Genomic DNA, 13,813 nt, shown 5'->3' on the forward strand with positions numbered 1-13,813 from the left:
CACGAGACGTCCGCCCCCGGCCACGCGCCGAGACGTACCGCCCTCGTTCAGTACCCCCGCGCCACAGGTCCCCGGCTCAGTACCCCCCGCGCCGCCGGTCCCGCTCCTCCCGGCGGGTCTCGCGTCGCTCCCGCTGGAGTTCGCGCTGCTCCTTCTGCCGCTCACGCAGCAGGTCCCGGTGGCCCTCCAGCATCGAGCGGTGGGCCTCCTCCACCTCCTCACGGAACGACGCGTGCAGCTCCCGGCGGGCGGCCTTGCGGTCCATCTTCTCCTGACGGCGCAGCTCCTTCAGCCGCAGCCGGTCGGCGCGGGTCAGCTTGCGCTCGACGCCGACACCGCCCCAGAACGCGAACCCGGTGATGACCACACGCGGCGCGCCCGGCTCCCGCGGCACGCCCTCCTCGGTGTGGTCGAAGCCGCCCATGATCCCGATGCCGCGGACCACGACCTCGACGCCGGGCGGCACGATGACGTTCATCCCGCCCATGATCGCGATGCAGTTGATCTCGATCTCGCGGTCCGCGAAGTTCGCCTCCCGCAGGTCGATCTCACCGCCGCCCCAGAACGCGAAGCAGTTGAACCGCTTCGGCGCCGTCCAGCGCCCCTTGCGCTGGAAGCCGGACATCACGGCGACCGCCCACGAGGACGAACCGTCGCCGCCGACGATCCGCTGCCCCCATTCCCCGCTCTCCTCCGGCTCCTTGGCCAGCGACACGACAGGCGGAGGCACCGCGCCCGCGGCAGGCAGGTCCTGGGTGATCGGCGCGAGTTGGCCGTACGTCCGCGCCCGGTACGTGGCGTCCAGCCGCTCCTCGAACTCCTCCATGTCGAGTCGGCCCTCCGCGAGGGCGTCGCGCAGGACCTCGGCGACCCGTTCGCGATCGGCGTCGGAAGCCCTCAGTTCCTGGGCGGAGTTGGCGGGGGACGACGACATCGAGCGCGGGTCGTCGGTCCCTCCGGGAGGCACGGCGTCGGTCATGCCGCAAGCCTACGAGGTCCCCGCGTGGGCGGCTACGACACGGCCCGCCCCGAGGGGACCTGAGACGCCGACTCCCCCGTCGAGTGCAGCATCTTCGCGATCACGGCCTCGATGTCCGGCTCCCGTACCGACAGGTCCACCAAGGGGTACTCCGCCGCGATCCGCGCCACCAGCGGAGCCGCCGACCCGGACGCCGGGAAGGCCAGCCACTGCCGCGGCCCCTCCACCCGCACCACCCGCGCGGGCGGCGCCTCGATCGGCGGCAACTCCCGTTCCAGGTCGACGACGAGGGTGCGCTCGGAGTCGCCCACCTCGTGCAGCCCGGCGAGCGGACCGTCGTACATCAGCCGCCCGTGGTCGATGACCATCACCCGCGAGCACAACTGCTCGATGTCCTGGAGGTCGTGCGTGGTCAGCAGGACCGTCGTGCCGCGCTCGGCGTTCAAGTCCCGCAGGAACTCACGGACCTTGGCCTTGGAGACGACATCGAGGCCGATGGTCGGCTCGTCGAGGTAGAGCACCTCGGGGTCGTGCAGCAGCGCCGCCGCGATGTCGCCGCGCATCCGCTGCCCCAGCGACAGTTGCCGCACCGGCACGTCCAACAGGGCACCCAGTTGGAGGAGTTCGACACAGCGGTCGAGGTTCTCGCGGTACCGCGCGTCGGGGATGCGGTACATGCGGTGCATCAGCCGGTACGAGTCGATCAGCGGCAGGTCCCACCACAGCGTCGTGCGCTGCCCGAACACCACCCCGATGCGCTGCGCGAGCCGCGTCCGCTCGCGCGAGGGATCGATCCCGGCGACCCGCAGCCGACCGCCGCTCGGCGTCAGGATGCCGGTCAGCATCTTGATGGTGGTGGACTTCCCGGCGCCGTTCGGCCCGATGTAGCCGACCATCTCACCGCGTGCCACGGTGAAGGAGAGCGAGTCGACCGCCCGCACCTGCCGCCGCTCGCGGCGCAGGAACCCGGTCCGTCGCAGCACGTCGAAGACCTTCTCGACCCCGTCGAGTTCGATGAACGCACCCTCCGCGGCGGCACCTTCCCCGGCGCCCTTGACTCCTCTGTCCATCGGTCCCCTCAACTCCCCGTGCTCCGGTACGAACGCAGTCCCACCCGCCAGGCCAGCCCCGACAGGGCGCAGCAGCCCACCGCCACCAGCGGCGGGGCGAAGGCGACCCACACCGGCAGGTCCAGCGGATACGGCCGCCCCAGCACATACAGCGCGGGCAGCCAGTTGACGAAGGCGAGCGGCAGCACGAACGTCACCCCGCGCACCAGCTCCTTCGCGAAGATGCTCGGCGGGTACTGCAACAGCGTCTGACCGCCGAAGGTGAAGGAGTTCTGCACCTCGGAGGCGTCCTGCGCGGCGAACTGGAACGCCGCGCCCGCCACGAACACCGAGCCGAAGATCGCCCCTCCGCTGAGCAGCATCAGCGGGATCATCGCCACCTTCAGCGGGGTCCAGTCGATGTCGAGCGCGACGATCGCGTACCCGAGGACGGCAAGACCCTGGCTGATCCGGCCGAGCCGGCGCAGCGCGAAGCGGTCGGCCGCCACCTGCGCGAGGACGGGCGCGGGGCGCACCAGCAGCGTGTCCAGCGTGCCGTCGCGCACCCGTCGGCCCAGGCGCTGCATGGAGCCGAGCGCGAGATCCGCGAGGCCGAAGGCGCTCGCCGAGAGCCCGTACAGGAAGGCGACCTCGGGCAGCCGGTACCCGCCGAGCGTGTCGACCTGCGAGAACATCAGCAGGATCGCGACGAAGTCCAGCGCGGTCGCCGTGAAGTTGCCGAGGGTGGTCAGCACGAAGGATGTGCGGTAGGCCACCGCGGAGCGGATCCACATCGCGGTGATCAGCCGGTAGGCGCGCAGCCCCTCACGCATCCGGCCGTACGTCCGCGCGCCGCCGTACGCCGGGTCAGCCACCCCAGCCACCCCAGCCGCCCCAGCCGCCCCAGCCACCTCGGTCGTCTCGGTCGTCTCGGTCGCCTCAGCCACCCTGGACCACCACCCGTCGTGTCGCCACCGACTGGAGCATCCGCCCGGCCGCCAGCAGCGCCACGGCCCACGCGAGCTGACGGGCGAACACCGGCAGCGGGTCCGCCGTGCCCAGCAGGACGTCCGCGGGCGCCTGGAGGAACGACGCCCAGGGCAGCGCGCGGACGACCTCGCCGAGCGTGCCGGGGAAGACGTTGAGCGGCAGCAGCATCCCCGAGCAGAACATCCCCGTGACCCACGCGATCTGGGCGACGCCCGCCCCGTCGAGCAGCCAGAACGCGCTGAGCCCGACCAGGAAGCGGATCGCGAAGCTCACCACCGCGCCGAGCAGCACGGCGATCAGGAAGGCCAGCCAGGTCAGCGGGCTGGTGGGCAGGGCGAGCGGGAAGAGGAGCGCGCCGGCCGTCAGCGGGGCCGCGCCCCGGGCGAGCAACTGGAACACGGCCCGGCCCAGGTCCTGCGCCAGCCACCAGAACTGGAGATCGACGGGCCGGTACAGGTCGATCGCGATGTCGCCGCTGCGGATGCGCTCCATCAGCTCGTCCTCGAAGCCGCCGCCCATCACCGAGACGGCCGAGAGCAGCGCCTGCCCGACCCATACGTAGGTCAACGCCTGCGCCTGGTCGTAACCCCCCAGATGGGGCCGTTCATGCCACAGGGCGAGGTAGGTGTAGGCGAGGATGATCCCGAACACGGTGTTGGTGAACACGCCCGCGAGGGTCGCGGTCCGATAGGTCGCGTACCGCCGGAATCCACCGGCGGCGACGGCGATGTACAGCCGCCCTGTCCTCACGGGATGAACCTCCTTCGACGCGTACCAGGCGAAGCGAACGACCCTAGCGCGCGACCGAAGTGGCGTGCACACGATTTTTCCCGCGCGATCATGTCCCTCGCGCCGGGAACGGACCACTTGATGGGACAGTCTTCAGCAAGGGACGCAGAAGCGTACGAGGGCGTACGGAACGTACGACGCGACACGGGAGTCCGGCACCACGATGAGCGACGAGCCGCAGCGAAGCAGCCGGGGCGAGGGCCCCAGAGAGCCGCACTCCGCGGCGTCCGAAGCCTCGTCGGAGACCTCCCCCGAGACCTCGGACCAGGTCTCGCCCGAGGCGTCCCCCGGCGCGAAGCCGAAGCGGCCCCGGCGCACCGGATGGCGCAGGCTGATCCCCACCTGGCGGATGGTGCTCGGCTCCTTCGTGATCGGGGTCCTGCTGCTGGTCGGCCTGTTCGTCCTCGGCTACTACCTGGTCCGGATCCCGGCCGCGAACGCGACGGCCATCAAGGAGAGCAACGTCTACCTGTACGCGGACGGCAGCGAGCTGGCCCGCGACGGCTCGGTCAACCGCGAGATCGTGCCGCTGTCCCGGATCGCCAAGGACGCCCAGCACGCGGCGCTCGCCGCCGAGGACCGCGACTTCTACACCGAGTCCGCCATCGACCCGAAGGCGATGGTGCGCGGCGCCTGGCGGACGGCCACCGGCAAGGGCAAGCAGTCCGGCTCGACCATCACCCAGCAGTACGTGAAGAACTACTACCTGGGCCAGGAGCAGACCCTGACCCGCAAGGCCAAGGAGTTCATCATCGCGGTCAAGCTGGACCGCGAGAAGAACAAGGACGAGATCCTCGAGGGCTACCTCAACACCAGCTACTTCGGCCGCAACGCGTACGGCATCCAGGCCGCTGCCCAGGCCTACTACGGCGTCGAGGCGAAGGACCTGACGGTCGGCCAGAGCGCGTACCTCGCCTCCCTGCTGAACGCGCCGAGCGAGTACGACGTGGTCGCCCACCCCGAGAACAAGCCGGCCGCCCTGTCCCGCTGGAGGTACGTGCTCGACGGCATGGTCAAGATGCACTGGCTCAGCCGGGCCGAGCGGGCGAAGGCGACGTTCCCCGAGCCGCGCCGGGAGATGTACGCCTCCAGCATGTCCGGCCAGCGCGGCTATCTGGTCGCGGCGATCAAGGACTACCTCGCGGCGCACGACATCCTCGACGAGGACAGCCTGGCCGGGGGCGGCTACCGCATCACCACCACGCTCAAGAAGCCCGCGCAGGACGCCCTCGTCAAGGCCGTGGACGACCAGGTGACGAGCAAGCTCGACAAGAAGAACCGCAAGGCCGACCGCTATGTCCGCGCGGGCGGGGTCGCCATCGACCCGGCCACCGGCAAGGTCGTCGCCATGTACGGCGGCATCGACTACACCAAGCAGTACGTCAACAACGCGACCCGCCGCGACTACCAGGTCGGCTCGACCTTCAAGCCGTTCGTGTTCGCCGCGGCCGTGGAGAGCTTCGCGCGCACGCAGGACGGCGATGTGATCACCCCGAACACGGTGTACGACGGCACGAACAAGCGGCCCGTGGAGGGCTGGAGCGGCGGACCGTACGCGCCGGAGAACGAGGACGGGCGCGACTACGGCCCGATCCCCGTCCGCGAGGCCACGGACAAGTCGGTGAACGCCGTCTACGCGCAGATGGCGGTGGACGTCGGCCCGGCCAAGGTCAAGCAGACCGCCATCGAACTCGGCCTGCCGCAGGGCACCCCCGAGCTGAACCCGTACCCCTCGATCGCGCTCGGCACAGCCAACGCGAGCGTGCTGGACATGGCGGAGGCCTACGCGACCCTCGCCAACCACGGCAAGCGCACCCCGTACACCCTGGTCGAGAAGGTCACCAAGGGCGGCACGGACGACGTCGACCTGCCCCGGCAGCAGACCCAGCAGGCGGTGAGCCGCACGGCGGCGGACACGACCACGGCGATGCTCCAGAGCGTGGTGGACAACGGCACCGCGACCGCCGCGCAGGCCGCCGGGCGCCCCGTCGCGGGCAAGACGGGCACGGCCGAGGAGGACCAGGCGGCCTGGTTCGCGGGCTACACCCCCGACCTCGCGACGGTGATCGCGGTGATGGGCCAGAACCCCGACACGAACACCCATGAGTCGCTGTACTACGCGCTCGGCCTGCCCCGGATGAACGGCGGTGGCGCGCCCGCGCAGATCTGGGCGCAGTTCATGGAACAGGCGCTGCGGGGCAAGCAGGCGCACAGCTTCGATCTGCGCCTTCAGCCCGGCGCGGAGGAGACCGAGGAACCCGACCTCGACTCCGACGACGACTGGGGCGACGAGAACGAGGAGTACCGGCAGGACGGCCCGACGGACGGCGGGAGCAGTCAGGGCGGGACGGACGGCGGGACGACCGACACCGGCGGCACGGCGAACACGGGCGGCGCCGCCGACGGCGGTGACACGACCGTCGGGGGCCTCGTGGCCGGTGACACGCGGGGCATCGGAGGCCTCACGGGCATCGGCGGCGCCACGGGAACGGGCGGCCCCGAGGGCACCCCGGACCCGGGCGGTACGACCGACTCGGGCGGCACCACCGACGGCGGGGCCGGGGGCGCCACGGGAACGGGTGGTACGACGGACGGTGGCGCGACGGGCGGCGGTGCCGGGGACCTGGGCGTGCTGGGCACACGGCGGAACTAGACACGCGTGCGGAACCAGACACACGGGACGGCCCGCACCGGAGCGAACCGATGCGGGCCGTTCACCTGACAGGTGGTTCACACGCCAGACGGCGCCTCAGATACCCAGATCCTTGATGACCTTCGCCACATGGCCGGTCGCCTTCACGTTGTACAGGGCGCGCTCGACCCGGCCCTCCTCGTCCACGATCACCGTGGAGCGGATGACACCGACGACCGTCTTGCCGTACAGCTTCTTCTCGCCGAAGGCGCCGTACGCCTCCAGGACCTTCTTGTCGGGGTCCGCGAGCAGGGTCACCTTCAGGGACTCCTTCTCGCGGAACTTCGCGAGCTTCTCCGGCTTGTCGGGGGAGATACCGATCACGTCGTAACCGGCCCCCGCCAGCAGCTCCAGGTTGTCCGTGAAGTCGCACGCCTGCTTGGTGCAGCCGGGGGTCAGCGCCGCGGGGTAGAAGTAGACGATGGTCTTACGGCCCCGGCGGTCGGCCAGGGAGACCTCGTTGCCGTCGGCGTCCGGCAGGGTGAAGGCGGGGGCGGTGTCGCCGGGCTGAAGTCGCTCGCTCATCGGTACCTCACATAGCAGGGGCGGGTCACCGACGAGCCTAGTAGGCGCCCCGACTGTGGGGGCGCCGAGGAGTACGGTCGGTACGAAGCTGACAGACTGTGGTTCACAGCTGCACGAACTGCGCGGAGCACCGCGCACACGAACACGGAGGAAGCGCGGTGGCGGACACGTCGAGCACCCCGGACACCAGGACTCCGGCGCAGATCGAGGCGGACATCAAGCGCCGCCGCGAGACTCTCGCCGCGACGCTCGACGAGATCGGCGTCCGGGTGCACCCGAAGACGATCGTCGGGGATGCCAAGGCCAAGGTCGTCTCCCGCGTCGACCACACGCTCGGGCGGGCGTACGTCAGCGCCAACCGGCTTGTCGGCCGCGCGAAGCGGCAGCTCGTCTCGGCGGACGGCAGGCCGCGGCTCGAGCGCGTCGTGCCCGTGGCACTGGTCGTGATCGGGATCGGCGGACTGCTCGCCCTGGGGTCCAAGGACGCCGAGGGTTCCGGGCACCGCGAGCGCTGACCCGGACGCGCGCGAGACCGCTGAGGACAGGTAAGTTCGGGGCGTGAGCGAGAAGACCCACCACGACAAGCTGCCCATCCGGATGCTGCACGACCGCGTCCTCGTACGGCAGGACACCGCCGAGGGTGAGCGCCGTTCCGGCGGCGGCATCCTGATCCCCGCGACCGCGGCCGTCGGCCGGCGCCTCGCCTGGGCCGAGGTCGTCGCGGTCGGGCAGAACGTACGCACGGTGGAGGTGGGCGACCGCGTGCTGTACGACCCGGAGGACCGCGCCGAGGTCGAGGTGCGCGGGACGGCGTACGTCCTGATGCGCGAACGCGATCTGCACGCGGTGGCGGCGGACCGCTTCGAAGGCACGGAAGACTCCACGGGGCTCTACCTGTAATCCCTCGTCAGAAGGGGCTGGTGACCGAGGTCACCGGCCCCTTCTCGCTGTGGCACCGCACGTCCTTGCTACGTTGGACGAGCCCGCGAGGGTCCCGACGAGACGCGCCGTACCGGGTCCGCAAAGACGACGCACCCCCTGTTGCCCCGTGGAACAAGGAGTGCCGTCATGGCCTGGATCCTGCTTGTCGTCGCCGGTGTACTCGAGGTCGCCTGGTCGATCGGTCTGAAGTACACCGACGGTTTCACCCGCCCCTGGCCGAGCCTGTTCACCGGCGCGAGCATCGTGGCGAGCATGCTCCTGCTGTCCTACGCCGCGAAGTCCCTGCCCATCGGCACGGCCTACGGAGTCTGGGTAGGCATCGGCGCGGCAGGCGCGGCGGTCCTGGGCATGGTCATACTCGGCGAACCAGCAACAGCAGCACGCATCTTCTTCGTGGCCCTGCTCCTGGTGGCGGTGGTGGGCCTGAAGATGACGTCGGGCCACTGAACGCACCACCGGTCCACCACACAGGTCCTTCGTGACCGTCCGATGATCGCTTCGTTACTCCGTACGAGGCTGCGAACAGGCGGCCGAGACGAAGGGGTACCGACGGTGGCGAGCCGATACACACGCGAGGTGCTGGCCACAGCGGCCAAGTCGTCCCGCACGCTCTCCGAGGCGCTGGAGAGGCTGGGAGTGGATCCCAAGGGCCCGTCACGACGCTATCTCCACGACCGCATGCGGACGCTCGGCGTGGACACCTCTCACTTCGAACGCGAGACGGGGGCACGATGGACGAAAGAGGTCCTCGAGCCCGCGGTGGCCGCATCCACCAGCGTGAATGGCGTGCTGCGGTACCTGGGAATCGAGGTGGTGGGTGGTCACCACACCAACATCAGCCGCCGGATCAAGGCGTACGGCATCGACACCTCGCATTTCCGGAGAGATTCCCGACCTCGGGTTCCGGCCCAACGCCGTTCCCCGGAGCAGTTGTTGGTCGAACAAGATCCCTCACATGCTCGGCGACTCCCCGGCGAACGGCTCAAGCGGGCCATGATCGCTCTGGGGGTTGCCGAGCGATGTGCCCTGTGCGGGACGGAGCCTGTGTGGCGGGGCCGCCCCCTGCCTCTGGAGGTCGACCATCTGGACGGTGACTGGCGCAACAACCGACCGGAGAATCTGCGCCTGCTGTGCCCCAACTGCCATTCGGCCACGGACACTTACCGGGGAAGGAAGAAGAGGCGGCGAGCATGAGCAAGCCGGTTCGCTATACGAGAGAGGCGCTCGCGCAAGCGGCGGAGCGTTGTTCCGACATCGACGAAGTCATCGCCTACCTGGGCGTTCGCCCCTACTACCAGCTACGTCGGCACTTGCTCCAACGGTTCGAACACTTCGGCATCGACATCACTCATTTCCGGCGGTTCAAGCGAGGCCCCCGCCCGTCCCCTCGACCGTCCCGGGCCGAACTCGCCGCGGCCGTCGCGGAATCGTCCTCGGTGGCGGAGACACTTCGTCGGCTCGGTCTTCCGAGCGGCTCCCGCCCGCGAGTCCGCGAGTGGATCACCGCGTACGACATCGACACATCACACTTCGCGGGACAGACGCATCTGGGCGGCACAGCCGGGACCACTCCTCGGAAGCCGGCTGCCGAGGTACTGGTGCGGCACGACGGCCGCCGACGCACCAAGACCGTCCTGCTGCGCCGCGCCCTGCTGGAGGTGGGGGTTCCCGAGGAATGCGACGAGTGCGGGACTCCGCCCCGGTGGCACGGCCGCCCCATGACGTTGGAGATCGACCACATCAACGGTGACTGGAGCGACGACCGGCGCGAGAACTTACGGCTCCTGTGCCCCAACTGCCATGCGGTCACCAGCACCTGGTGCCGAGGTGGCCGACGCCGGAGTTCCTAGTACCTCTGCCCTCCGCCGGTCCTCCAACCCCAGTAGAGTGGAGCGCGGTACAGGCGCTCGTACTCCAATTGGCAGAGAGACTGGCCTTAGAAGCCAGGTGTTGTCGGTTCAAGTCCGACCGAGCGCACGCGAAGAGAGGCCGGGCGCCGTATGTCACGGACGCCCGGCTCCGTCGTCGGGCCGCCTCAGCTCAGCAGTTCCCGTATCACCGGGACCAGGGCGCGGAATGCCTTGCCTCGGTGGCTGATCGCGTTCTTCTCGTTCGGGGTCAGTTCCGCGCAGGTGCGGTGGTCGTTCTCGGGCTGGAGGATCGGGTCGTAGCCGAAGCCGTTCGTGCCGGAGGGGGTGTGGCGGAGGGTGCCCCTCAGTTGGCCCTCGACCACGCGTTCCGTGCCGTCCGGCAGGGCCAGGGCCGCCGCGCAGGCGAAGTGGGCACCGCGGTGGGCGTCGTCGATGTCGCCGAGCTGGGCCAGGAGCAGCTCGAGGTTGGCCCGGTCGTCGCCGTGGCGGCCCGCCCAGCGGGCCGAGAAGATGCCCGGTGCGCCGTTCAGGACGTCGACGCACAGGCCCGAGTCGTCGGCCACCGCAGGCAGGCCCGTCGCCTGAGCCAGCGCGTGGGCCTTCAGGAGAGCGTTCTCGGCGAAGGTGACGCCGGTCTCCTTGACGTCGGGGATGTCGGGGTAGGCGTCCGCGCCGACCAGGTCGTGCGGAAGCCCCGCGTCGGCGAGGATCGCCCTCAGTTCGGTGATCTTTCCGGCGTTGCGTGTGGCGAGGATCAGGCGGGTCATGCCCCCCAGTATCCGCTGGCCCGCGACGCCGGTTCCGCCCCACCCCCGGCCGTCACCCCCTACGGCGTGCACACCTTCGTCAGCTCCCCCGCCGCGTCCGTCACGGGCCGTACGTCGGGGGTCTTGTCGCCCTCCCGGACGGCGGTACGGACGTTGCCGACCGCCTCGCGGAGGTGGTCGACCGCCTTGCCGACGTCCACGTTGTCCGCGCTGTCGCCGATCTTGTCGAGGTTCCGCTCGATGGCGTCGAGGGACTCGTCGGTCCGCGTCGGGTCCTGCGCCGCGTTCTCGACGGCCTGTTGAAGATCGGTGACGCTGTCGGCTATCGCGTCGGCGGTCTGGACGCAGTCGATCGCCTTGTCGACGGCGTCGCAGCCCGCGCTCGCGCCCATGGCGGCGAGGACGGCGACGGCGGTGAGTGCGGTGGCGGCGATGCGTCGGCGGTGGCGCGCGGCCATGGAACGGTTCCCCTCCCGTAACGGTGCTGCACTGTCCCCGGGCGCGTCGGCCGGTTCGGTCCGGCTCGCCCGACGCGCCATGGTCGTACGGAACCACGGGCGGGCGCACGGGGATTTCCCTGCGCCCTACCCGGGGTCGTGCGGCTCTACCTCCGTTAACGCCGATATGGCCTTATCGGGTTGCTTCCAGGGTCGCTTCGAGCGCCGTGCGCTGGATCTCGGCGAGCTGGTCGCAGCCCGCCACCGCGAGGTCGAGGAGGGCGTTCAGCTCCTTGCGGTCGAAGGGGGTGGCCTCCGCCGTGCCCTGGACCTCCACGAAGCGGCCGTCGCCGGTGCAGACCACGTTCATGTCGGTCTCGGCCCGTACGTCCTCCGCGTAGCAGAGGTCGAGAAGGGGGACGCCGTCGACGATGCCCACGGAGACGGCGGAGACCGTGCCGATCAGGGGCTTGCGGCCCGCCTTCACCAGCTTCTTGCCCTGGGCCCAGGCGATCGCGTCGGCCAGTGCCACATAGGCGCCGGTGATCGCCGCGGTGCGGGTGCCGCCGTCCGCCTGGAGCACGTCGCAGTCGAGGACGATGGTGTTCTCGCCGAGCGCCTTGCAGTCCACGACGGCGCGCAGGGAGCGGCCGATGAGGCGGCTGATCTCGTGCGTACGGCCGCCGATCTTGCCCCGGACCGACTCGCGGTCGCCGCGGGTGTTGGTGGCGCGGGGCAGCATGGAGTACTCGGCGGTGACCCAGCCCTCTCCGCTGCCCTTGCGCCAGCGCGGCACGCCTTCCGTGACGGAGGCGGTGCAGAAGACCTTCGTGTCACCGAAGGAGACGAGGACGGAGCCCTCGGCGTGCTTGCTCCAGTTGCGCTCGATGGTGATGGGGCGGAGCTGGTCGGGGGTACGGCCGTCGATTCGAGACATGGCCCGAGCCTAGCCGTACCCGCCGAAGGGGCCTGGGGACGGTCCGGGAAGGGGCGTGCGGGCAGCCCCTCACATCATGTCCTCGATCTCCGCGGCGATCGGGTCCGCGTCGGTGCCGATGACGACCTGGACGGCGTTGCCCATCTTGACGACGCCATGGGCGCCCGCGGCCTTCAGGGCGGCCTCGTTCACCAGGGAGGCGTCGTGGACCTCGGTACGGAGGCGGGTGATGCAGCCCTCGATCTCGTCGATGTTCTCGATGCCGCCGAGCCCGGCGACGATCTTCTCAGCCTTGCTCGCCATGTCTGCCTCCCTGAGCCGCACAGGACACTGCCAGGTCGATGCCAGGACAGTGCCAGGACACCACTGGTCCACTTTGACCGGCGACGTTGATTATGTCCGAAACCACATGAATCGCGGGTTCCGCCCCGTACATCCCCCGTGTTAGAACGGGTGCACACGCCCCTTGAGTGGTGTAGACCACGCGGGCTCCGCCGCCGCGTCCCCCCTCGTTCACCCCCGGCGGCACCCCGCACTGGAGGAAGCATGAGCACCACCACCGCTGCCCCGGCGGCCCCCGCGAAGAAGCGGGGATCCGGTCTGTTCCAGGGCCTGCAGAAGGTCGGCCGCAGTCTTCAGCTCCCCATCGCGGTGCTGCCGGCCGCCGGCATCATGGTCCGGCTCGGCCAGGACGACCTCTTCGGCAAGGACGGGCTCGGCTGGGACAAGGTCGCCGCCGTGTTCAACGCCGCGGGCGGTGCCATCACCGGCAACCTGCCCCTGCTCTTCTGCATCGGTGTCGCCATCGGCTTCGCCAAGAAGTCGGACGGCTCCACCGCGCTGGCCGCCCTGGTCGGCTTCCTCGTCTACAGCAAGGTGCTCCAGGCGTTCCCGCTGACCGAGGAGCACATCGAGCAGGGCAAGATCGTCGCGGCGACGTACAACGACCCCGGTGTCCTCGGCGGCATCGTCATGGGTCTGCTGTCCGCCGTGATGTGGCAGCGCTTCCACCGCACCAAGCTGGTCGACTGGCTCGGCTTCTTCAACGGCCGCCGCCTCGTGCCCATCCTGATGGCGTTCGTCGGCACGGTCGTCGGCGTCCTCTTCACCCTGACCTGGAAGCCGATCGGCAACGGCATCACGGGCTTCGGCGAGTGGATGAGCGGTCTCGGCGCCGCGGGCTCGGCGGTCTTCGGCCTCGTCAACCGCGGCCTCATCCCGATCGGCATGCACCAGTTCGTGAACACCGTGGCCTGGTACCAGCTCGGCGACTTCACGAACGCCGCGGGCCAGGTCTTCCACGGCGACTACAGCCGCTTCCTGCACGGCGACCCGAGCGCCGGGCAGTTCATGACCGGGTTCTTCCCGATCATGATGTTCGGCCTTCCGGCCGCGGCCCTCGCCATCGCGCACTGCGCCCGCCCCGAGCGCCGCAAGGCCGTCACCGGCATGATGATCTCGCTGGCGCTGACCTCGTTCGTCACCGGTGTCACCGAGCCGATCGAGTTCTCGTTCATGTTCATCGCCCCGGTCCTGTACGTGATCCACGCCGCGCTGACCGCCGTGTCCATGGCCCTGACCTGGGCGCTGGGCGTCCACGCGGGCTTCAACTTCTCCGCGGGCGCGATCGACTACGTACTGAACTGGAACCTGGCCACCAAGCCCTGGCTGATCCTCCCCCTCGGCCTGGCGTTCGCGGCGGTCTACTACCTGCTCTTCCGGTTCGCGATCACCAGGTTCGACCTCGCCACCCCGGGCCGCGAGCCCGAGGAGGAGGTCGAGGACCTCACCAAGGCCTGAGCGCGCGAAGGCCCCGGAACCATGATCGGCTTCCG

Annotated in this window: 16 protein-coding genes, 1 tRNA gene and 1 riboswitch; of the genes, 8 read left to right on the forward strand and 9 right to left on the reverse strand. The window is 70.0% G+C overall.

Annotated elements, in window-relative coordinates:
* Positions 1-76 precede the first annotated feature (76 nt).
* From ACZ60T_RS23370 to ACZ60T_RS23385, 4 genes are all read right to left on the reverse strand, one after another.
* Positions 77-934: a DUF1707 SHOCT-like domain-containing protein gene (locus ACZ60T_RS23370; RefSeq protein WP_469667704.1), complete on the reverse strand. Its 858-nt coding sequence runs from the start codon at positions 932-934 to the stop codon at positions 77-79.
* A 77-nt stretch (positions 935-1,011) separates the two neighbouring features.
* The gene (locus tag ACZ60T_RS23375; protein ID WP_365618577.1) at positions 1,012-2,049 is read right to left on the reverse strand and encodes an ABC transporter ATP-binding protein; all 1,038 of its coding nucleotides are present in this window, start codon (positions 2,047-2,049) and stop codon (positions 1,012-1,014) included.
* Between the two features lie 8 nt (positions 2,050-2,057).
* Positions 2,058-2,939: an ABC transporter permease gene (locus ACZ60T_RS23380; RefSeq protein ID WP_469667705.1), complete on the reverse strand. Its 882-nt coding sequence runs from the start codon at positions 2,937-2,939 to the stop codon at positions 2,058-2,060.
* Between the two features lie 28 nt (positions 2,940-2,967).
* On the reverse strand, positions 2,968-3,768 hold the full coding sequence (locus ACZ60T_RS23385) for an ABC transporter permease (protein WP_469667621.1): 801 nt from the start codon (positions 3,766-3,768) through the stop codon (positions 2,968-2,970).
* A gap of 202 nt (positions 3,769-3,970) precedes the next feature.
* Between ACZ60T_RS23385 and ACZ60T_RS23390 the strand changes: the two genes are divergently transcribed.
* On the forward strand, positions 3,971-6,460 hold the full coding sequence (locus tag ACZ60T_RS23390) for a transglycosylase domain-containing protein (protein ID WP_469667622.1): 2,490 nt from the start codon (positions 3,971-3,973) through the stop codon (positions 6,458-6,460).
* Positions 6,461-6,556: 96 nt separating this feature from the next.
* On the opposite strand, the gene bcp is transcribed toward ACZ60T_RS23390, so the two are convergent.
* Positions 6,557-7,024: a thioredoxin-dependent thiol peroxidase gene (gene bcp / locus ACZ60T_RS23395; protein ID WP_469667623.1), complete on the reverse strand. Its 468-nt coding sequence runs from the start codon at positions 7,022-7,024 to the stop codon at positions 6,557-6,559.
* A 158-nt stretch (positions 7,025-7,182) separates the two neighbouring features.
* Here bcp and ACZ60T_RS23400 point away from each other — a divergent pair, with 158 nt between their 5' ends.
* The 6 genes from ACZ60T_RS23400 to ACZ60T_RS23425 all read left to right on the forward strand — a co-directional run bounded on the left by ACZ60T_RS23400 (position 7,183) and on the right by ACZ60T_RS23425 (position 9,943).
* On the forward strand, positions 7,183-7,539 hold the full coding sequence (locus ACZ60T_RS23400) for a DUF3618 domain-containing protein (RefSeq protein ID WP_469667625.1): 357 nt from the start codon (positions 7,183-7,185) through the stop codon (positions 7,537-7,539).
* A 43-nt stretch (positions 7,540-7,582) separates the two neighbouring features.
* The gene (locus tag ACZ60T_RS23405; RefSeq protein ID WP_252421319.1) at positions 7,583-7,924 is read left to right on the forward strand and encodes a GroES family chaperonin; all 342 of its coding nucleotides are present in this window, start codon (positions 7,583-7,585) and stop codon (positions 7,922-7,924) included.
* A 76-nt stretch (positions 7,925-8,000) separates the two neighbouring features.
* Positions 8,001-8,060, forward strand: a riboswitch (guanidine-III (ykkC-III) riboswitch).
* Positions 8,061-8,092: 32 nt separating this feature from the next.
* Positions 8,093-8,413, forward strand: coding sequence for a quaternary ammonium compound efflux SMR transporter SugE (gene sugE, locus ACZ60T_RS23410; protein ID WP_365618562.1), 321 nt, complete (start codon positions 8,093-8,095; stop codon positions 8,411-8,413).
* Between the two features lie 129 nt (positions 8,414-8,542).
* On the forward strand, positions 8,543-9,160 hold the full coding sequence (locus tag ACZ60T_RS23415; protein WP_469667626.1) for an HNH endonuclease signature motif containing protein: 618 nt from the start codon (positions 8,543-8,545) through the stop codon (positions 9,158-9,160).
* Entirely contained in the window at positions 9,157-9,816 is a 660-nt protein-coding gene (locus tag ACZ60T_RS23420) for an HNH endonuclease (protein ID WP_469667628.1), read from the forward strand. Before ACZ60T_RS23415 ends, ACZ60T_RS23420 begins: the two co-directional genes overlap by 4 nt.
* A gap of 53 nt (positions 9,817-9,869) precedes the next feature.
* Positions 9,870-9,943: transfer RNA gene (locus tag ACZ60T_RS23425), tRNA-Leu, on the forward strand.
* A 58-nt stretch (positions 9,944-10,001) separates the two neighbouring features.
* Here the strand turns inward: ACZ60T_RS23425 and rdgB are convergent.
* From rdgB to ACZ60T_RS23445, 4 genes are all read right to left on the reverse strand, one after another.
* Positions 10,002-10,604: an RdgB/HAM1 family non-canonical purine NTP pyrophosphatase gene (gene rdgB / locus ACZ60T_RS23430; RefSeq protein ID WP_365618556.1), complete on the reverse strand. Its 603-nt coding sequence runs from the start codon at positions 10,602-10,604 to the stop codon at positions 10,002-10,004.
* A gap of 59 nt (positions 10,605-10,663) precedes the next feature.
* Positions 10,664-11,062 carry a hypothetical protein gene (locus tag ACZ60T_RS23435; RefSeq protein ID WP_365618553.1) on the reverse strand — a complete coding sequence of 133 codons (399 nt, stop codon included), beginning with the start codon at positions 11,060-11,062 and terminating at the stop codon, positions 10,664-10,666.
* A 172-nt stretch (positions 11,063-11,234) separates the two neighbouring features.
* The gene (gene rph / locus ACZ60T_RS23440) at positions 11,235-11,978 is read right to left on the reverse strand and encodes a ribonuclease PH (protein ID WP_365618550.1); all 744 of its coding nucleotides are present in this window, start codon (positions 11,976-11,978) and stop codon (positions 11,235-11,237) included.
* A gap of 69 nt (positions 11,979-12,047) precedes the next feature.
* Positions 12,048-12,281, reverse strand: coding sequence for a PTS sugar transporter subunit IIB (locus tag ACZ60T_RS23445; RefSeq protein ID WP_252421311.1), 234 nt, complete (start codon positions 12,279-12,281; stop codon positions 12,048-12,050).
* Between the two features lie 243 nt (positions 12,282-12,524).
* Here ACZ60T_RS23445 and ACZ60T_RS23450 point away from each other — a divergent pair, with 243 nt between their 5' ends.
* The gene (locus ACZ60T_RS23450) at positions 12,525-13,778 is read left to right on the forward strand and encodes a PTS transporter subunit EIIC (protein WP_469667629.1); all 1,254 of its coding nucleotides are present in this window, start codon (positions 12,525-12,527) and stop codon (positions 13,776-13,778) included.
* The last annotated feature ends 35 nt before the right edge of the window (positions 13,779-13,813 follow it).

The organism is Streptomyces sp. NPDC104371, assembly GCF_055583785.1.

Coding starts and splice junctions, on each gene's coding strand:
- sugE (WP_365618562.1), top strand. CDS start 8,093: ATGGCCTGGATCCTGCTTGTCGTCGCCGGTGTACTCGAGGTCGCCTGG.
- ACZ60T_RS23435 (WP_365618553.1), bottom strand. CDS start 11,062: ATGGCCGCGCGCCACCGCCGACGCATCGCCGCCACCGCACTCACCGCC.
- ACZ60T_RS23390 (WP_469667622.1), top strand. CDS start 3,971: ATGAGCGACGAGCCGCAGCGAAGCAGCCGGGGCGAGGGCCCCAGAGAG.
- rph (WP_365618550.1), bottom strand. CDS start 11,978: ATGTCTCGAATCGACGGCCGTACCCCCGACCAGCTCCGCCCCATCACC.
- rdgB (WP_365618556.1), bottom strand. CDS start 10,604: ATGACCCGCCTGATCCTCGCCACACGCAACGCCGGAAAGATCACCGAA.
- ACZ60T_RS23370 (WP_469667704.1), bottom strand. CDS start 934: ATGTCGTCGTCCCCCGCCAACTCCGCCCAGGAACTGAGGGCTTCCGAC.
- ACZ60T_RS23450 (WP_469667629.1), top strand. CDS start 12,525: ATGAGCACCACCACCGCTGCCCCGGCGGCCCCCGCGAAGAAGCGGGGA.
- ACZ60T_RS23420 (WP_469667628.1), top strand. CDS start 9,157: ATGAGCAAGCCGGTTCGCTATACGAGAGAGGCGCTCGCGCAAGCGGCG.
- ACZ60T_RS23445 (WP_252421311.1), bottom strand. CDS start 12,281: ATGGCGAGCAAGGCTGAGAAGATCGTCGCCGGGCTCGGCGGCATCGAG.
- bcp (WP_469667623.1), bottom strand. CDS start 7,024: ATGAGCGAGCGACTTCAGCCCGGCGACACCGCCCCCGCCTTCACCCTG.
- ACZ60T_RS23375 (WP_365618577.1), bottom strand. CDS start 2,049: ATGGACAGAGGAGTCAAGGGCGCCGGGGAAGGTGCCGCCGCGGAGGGT.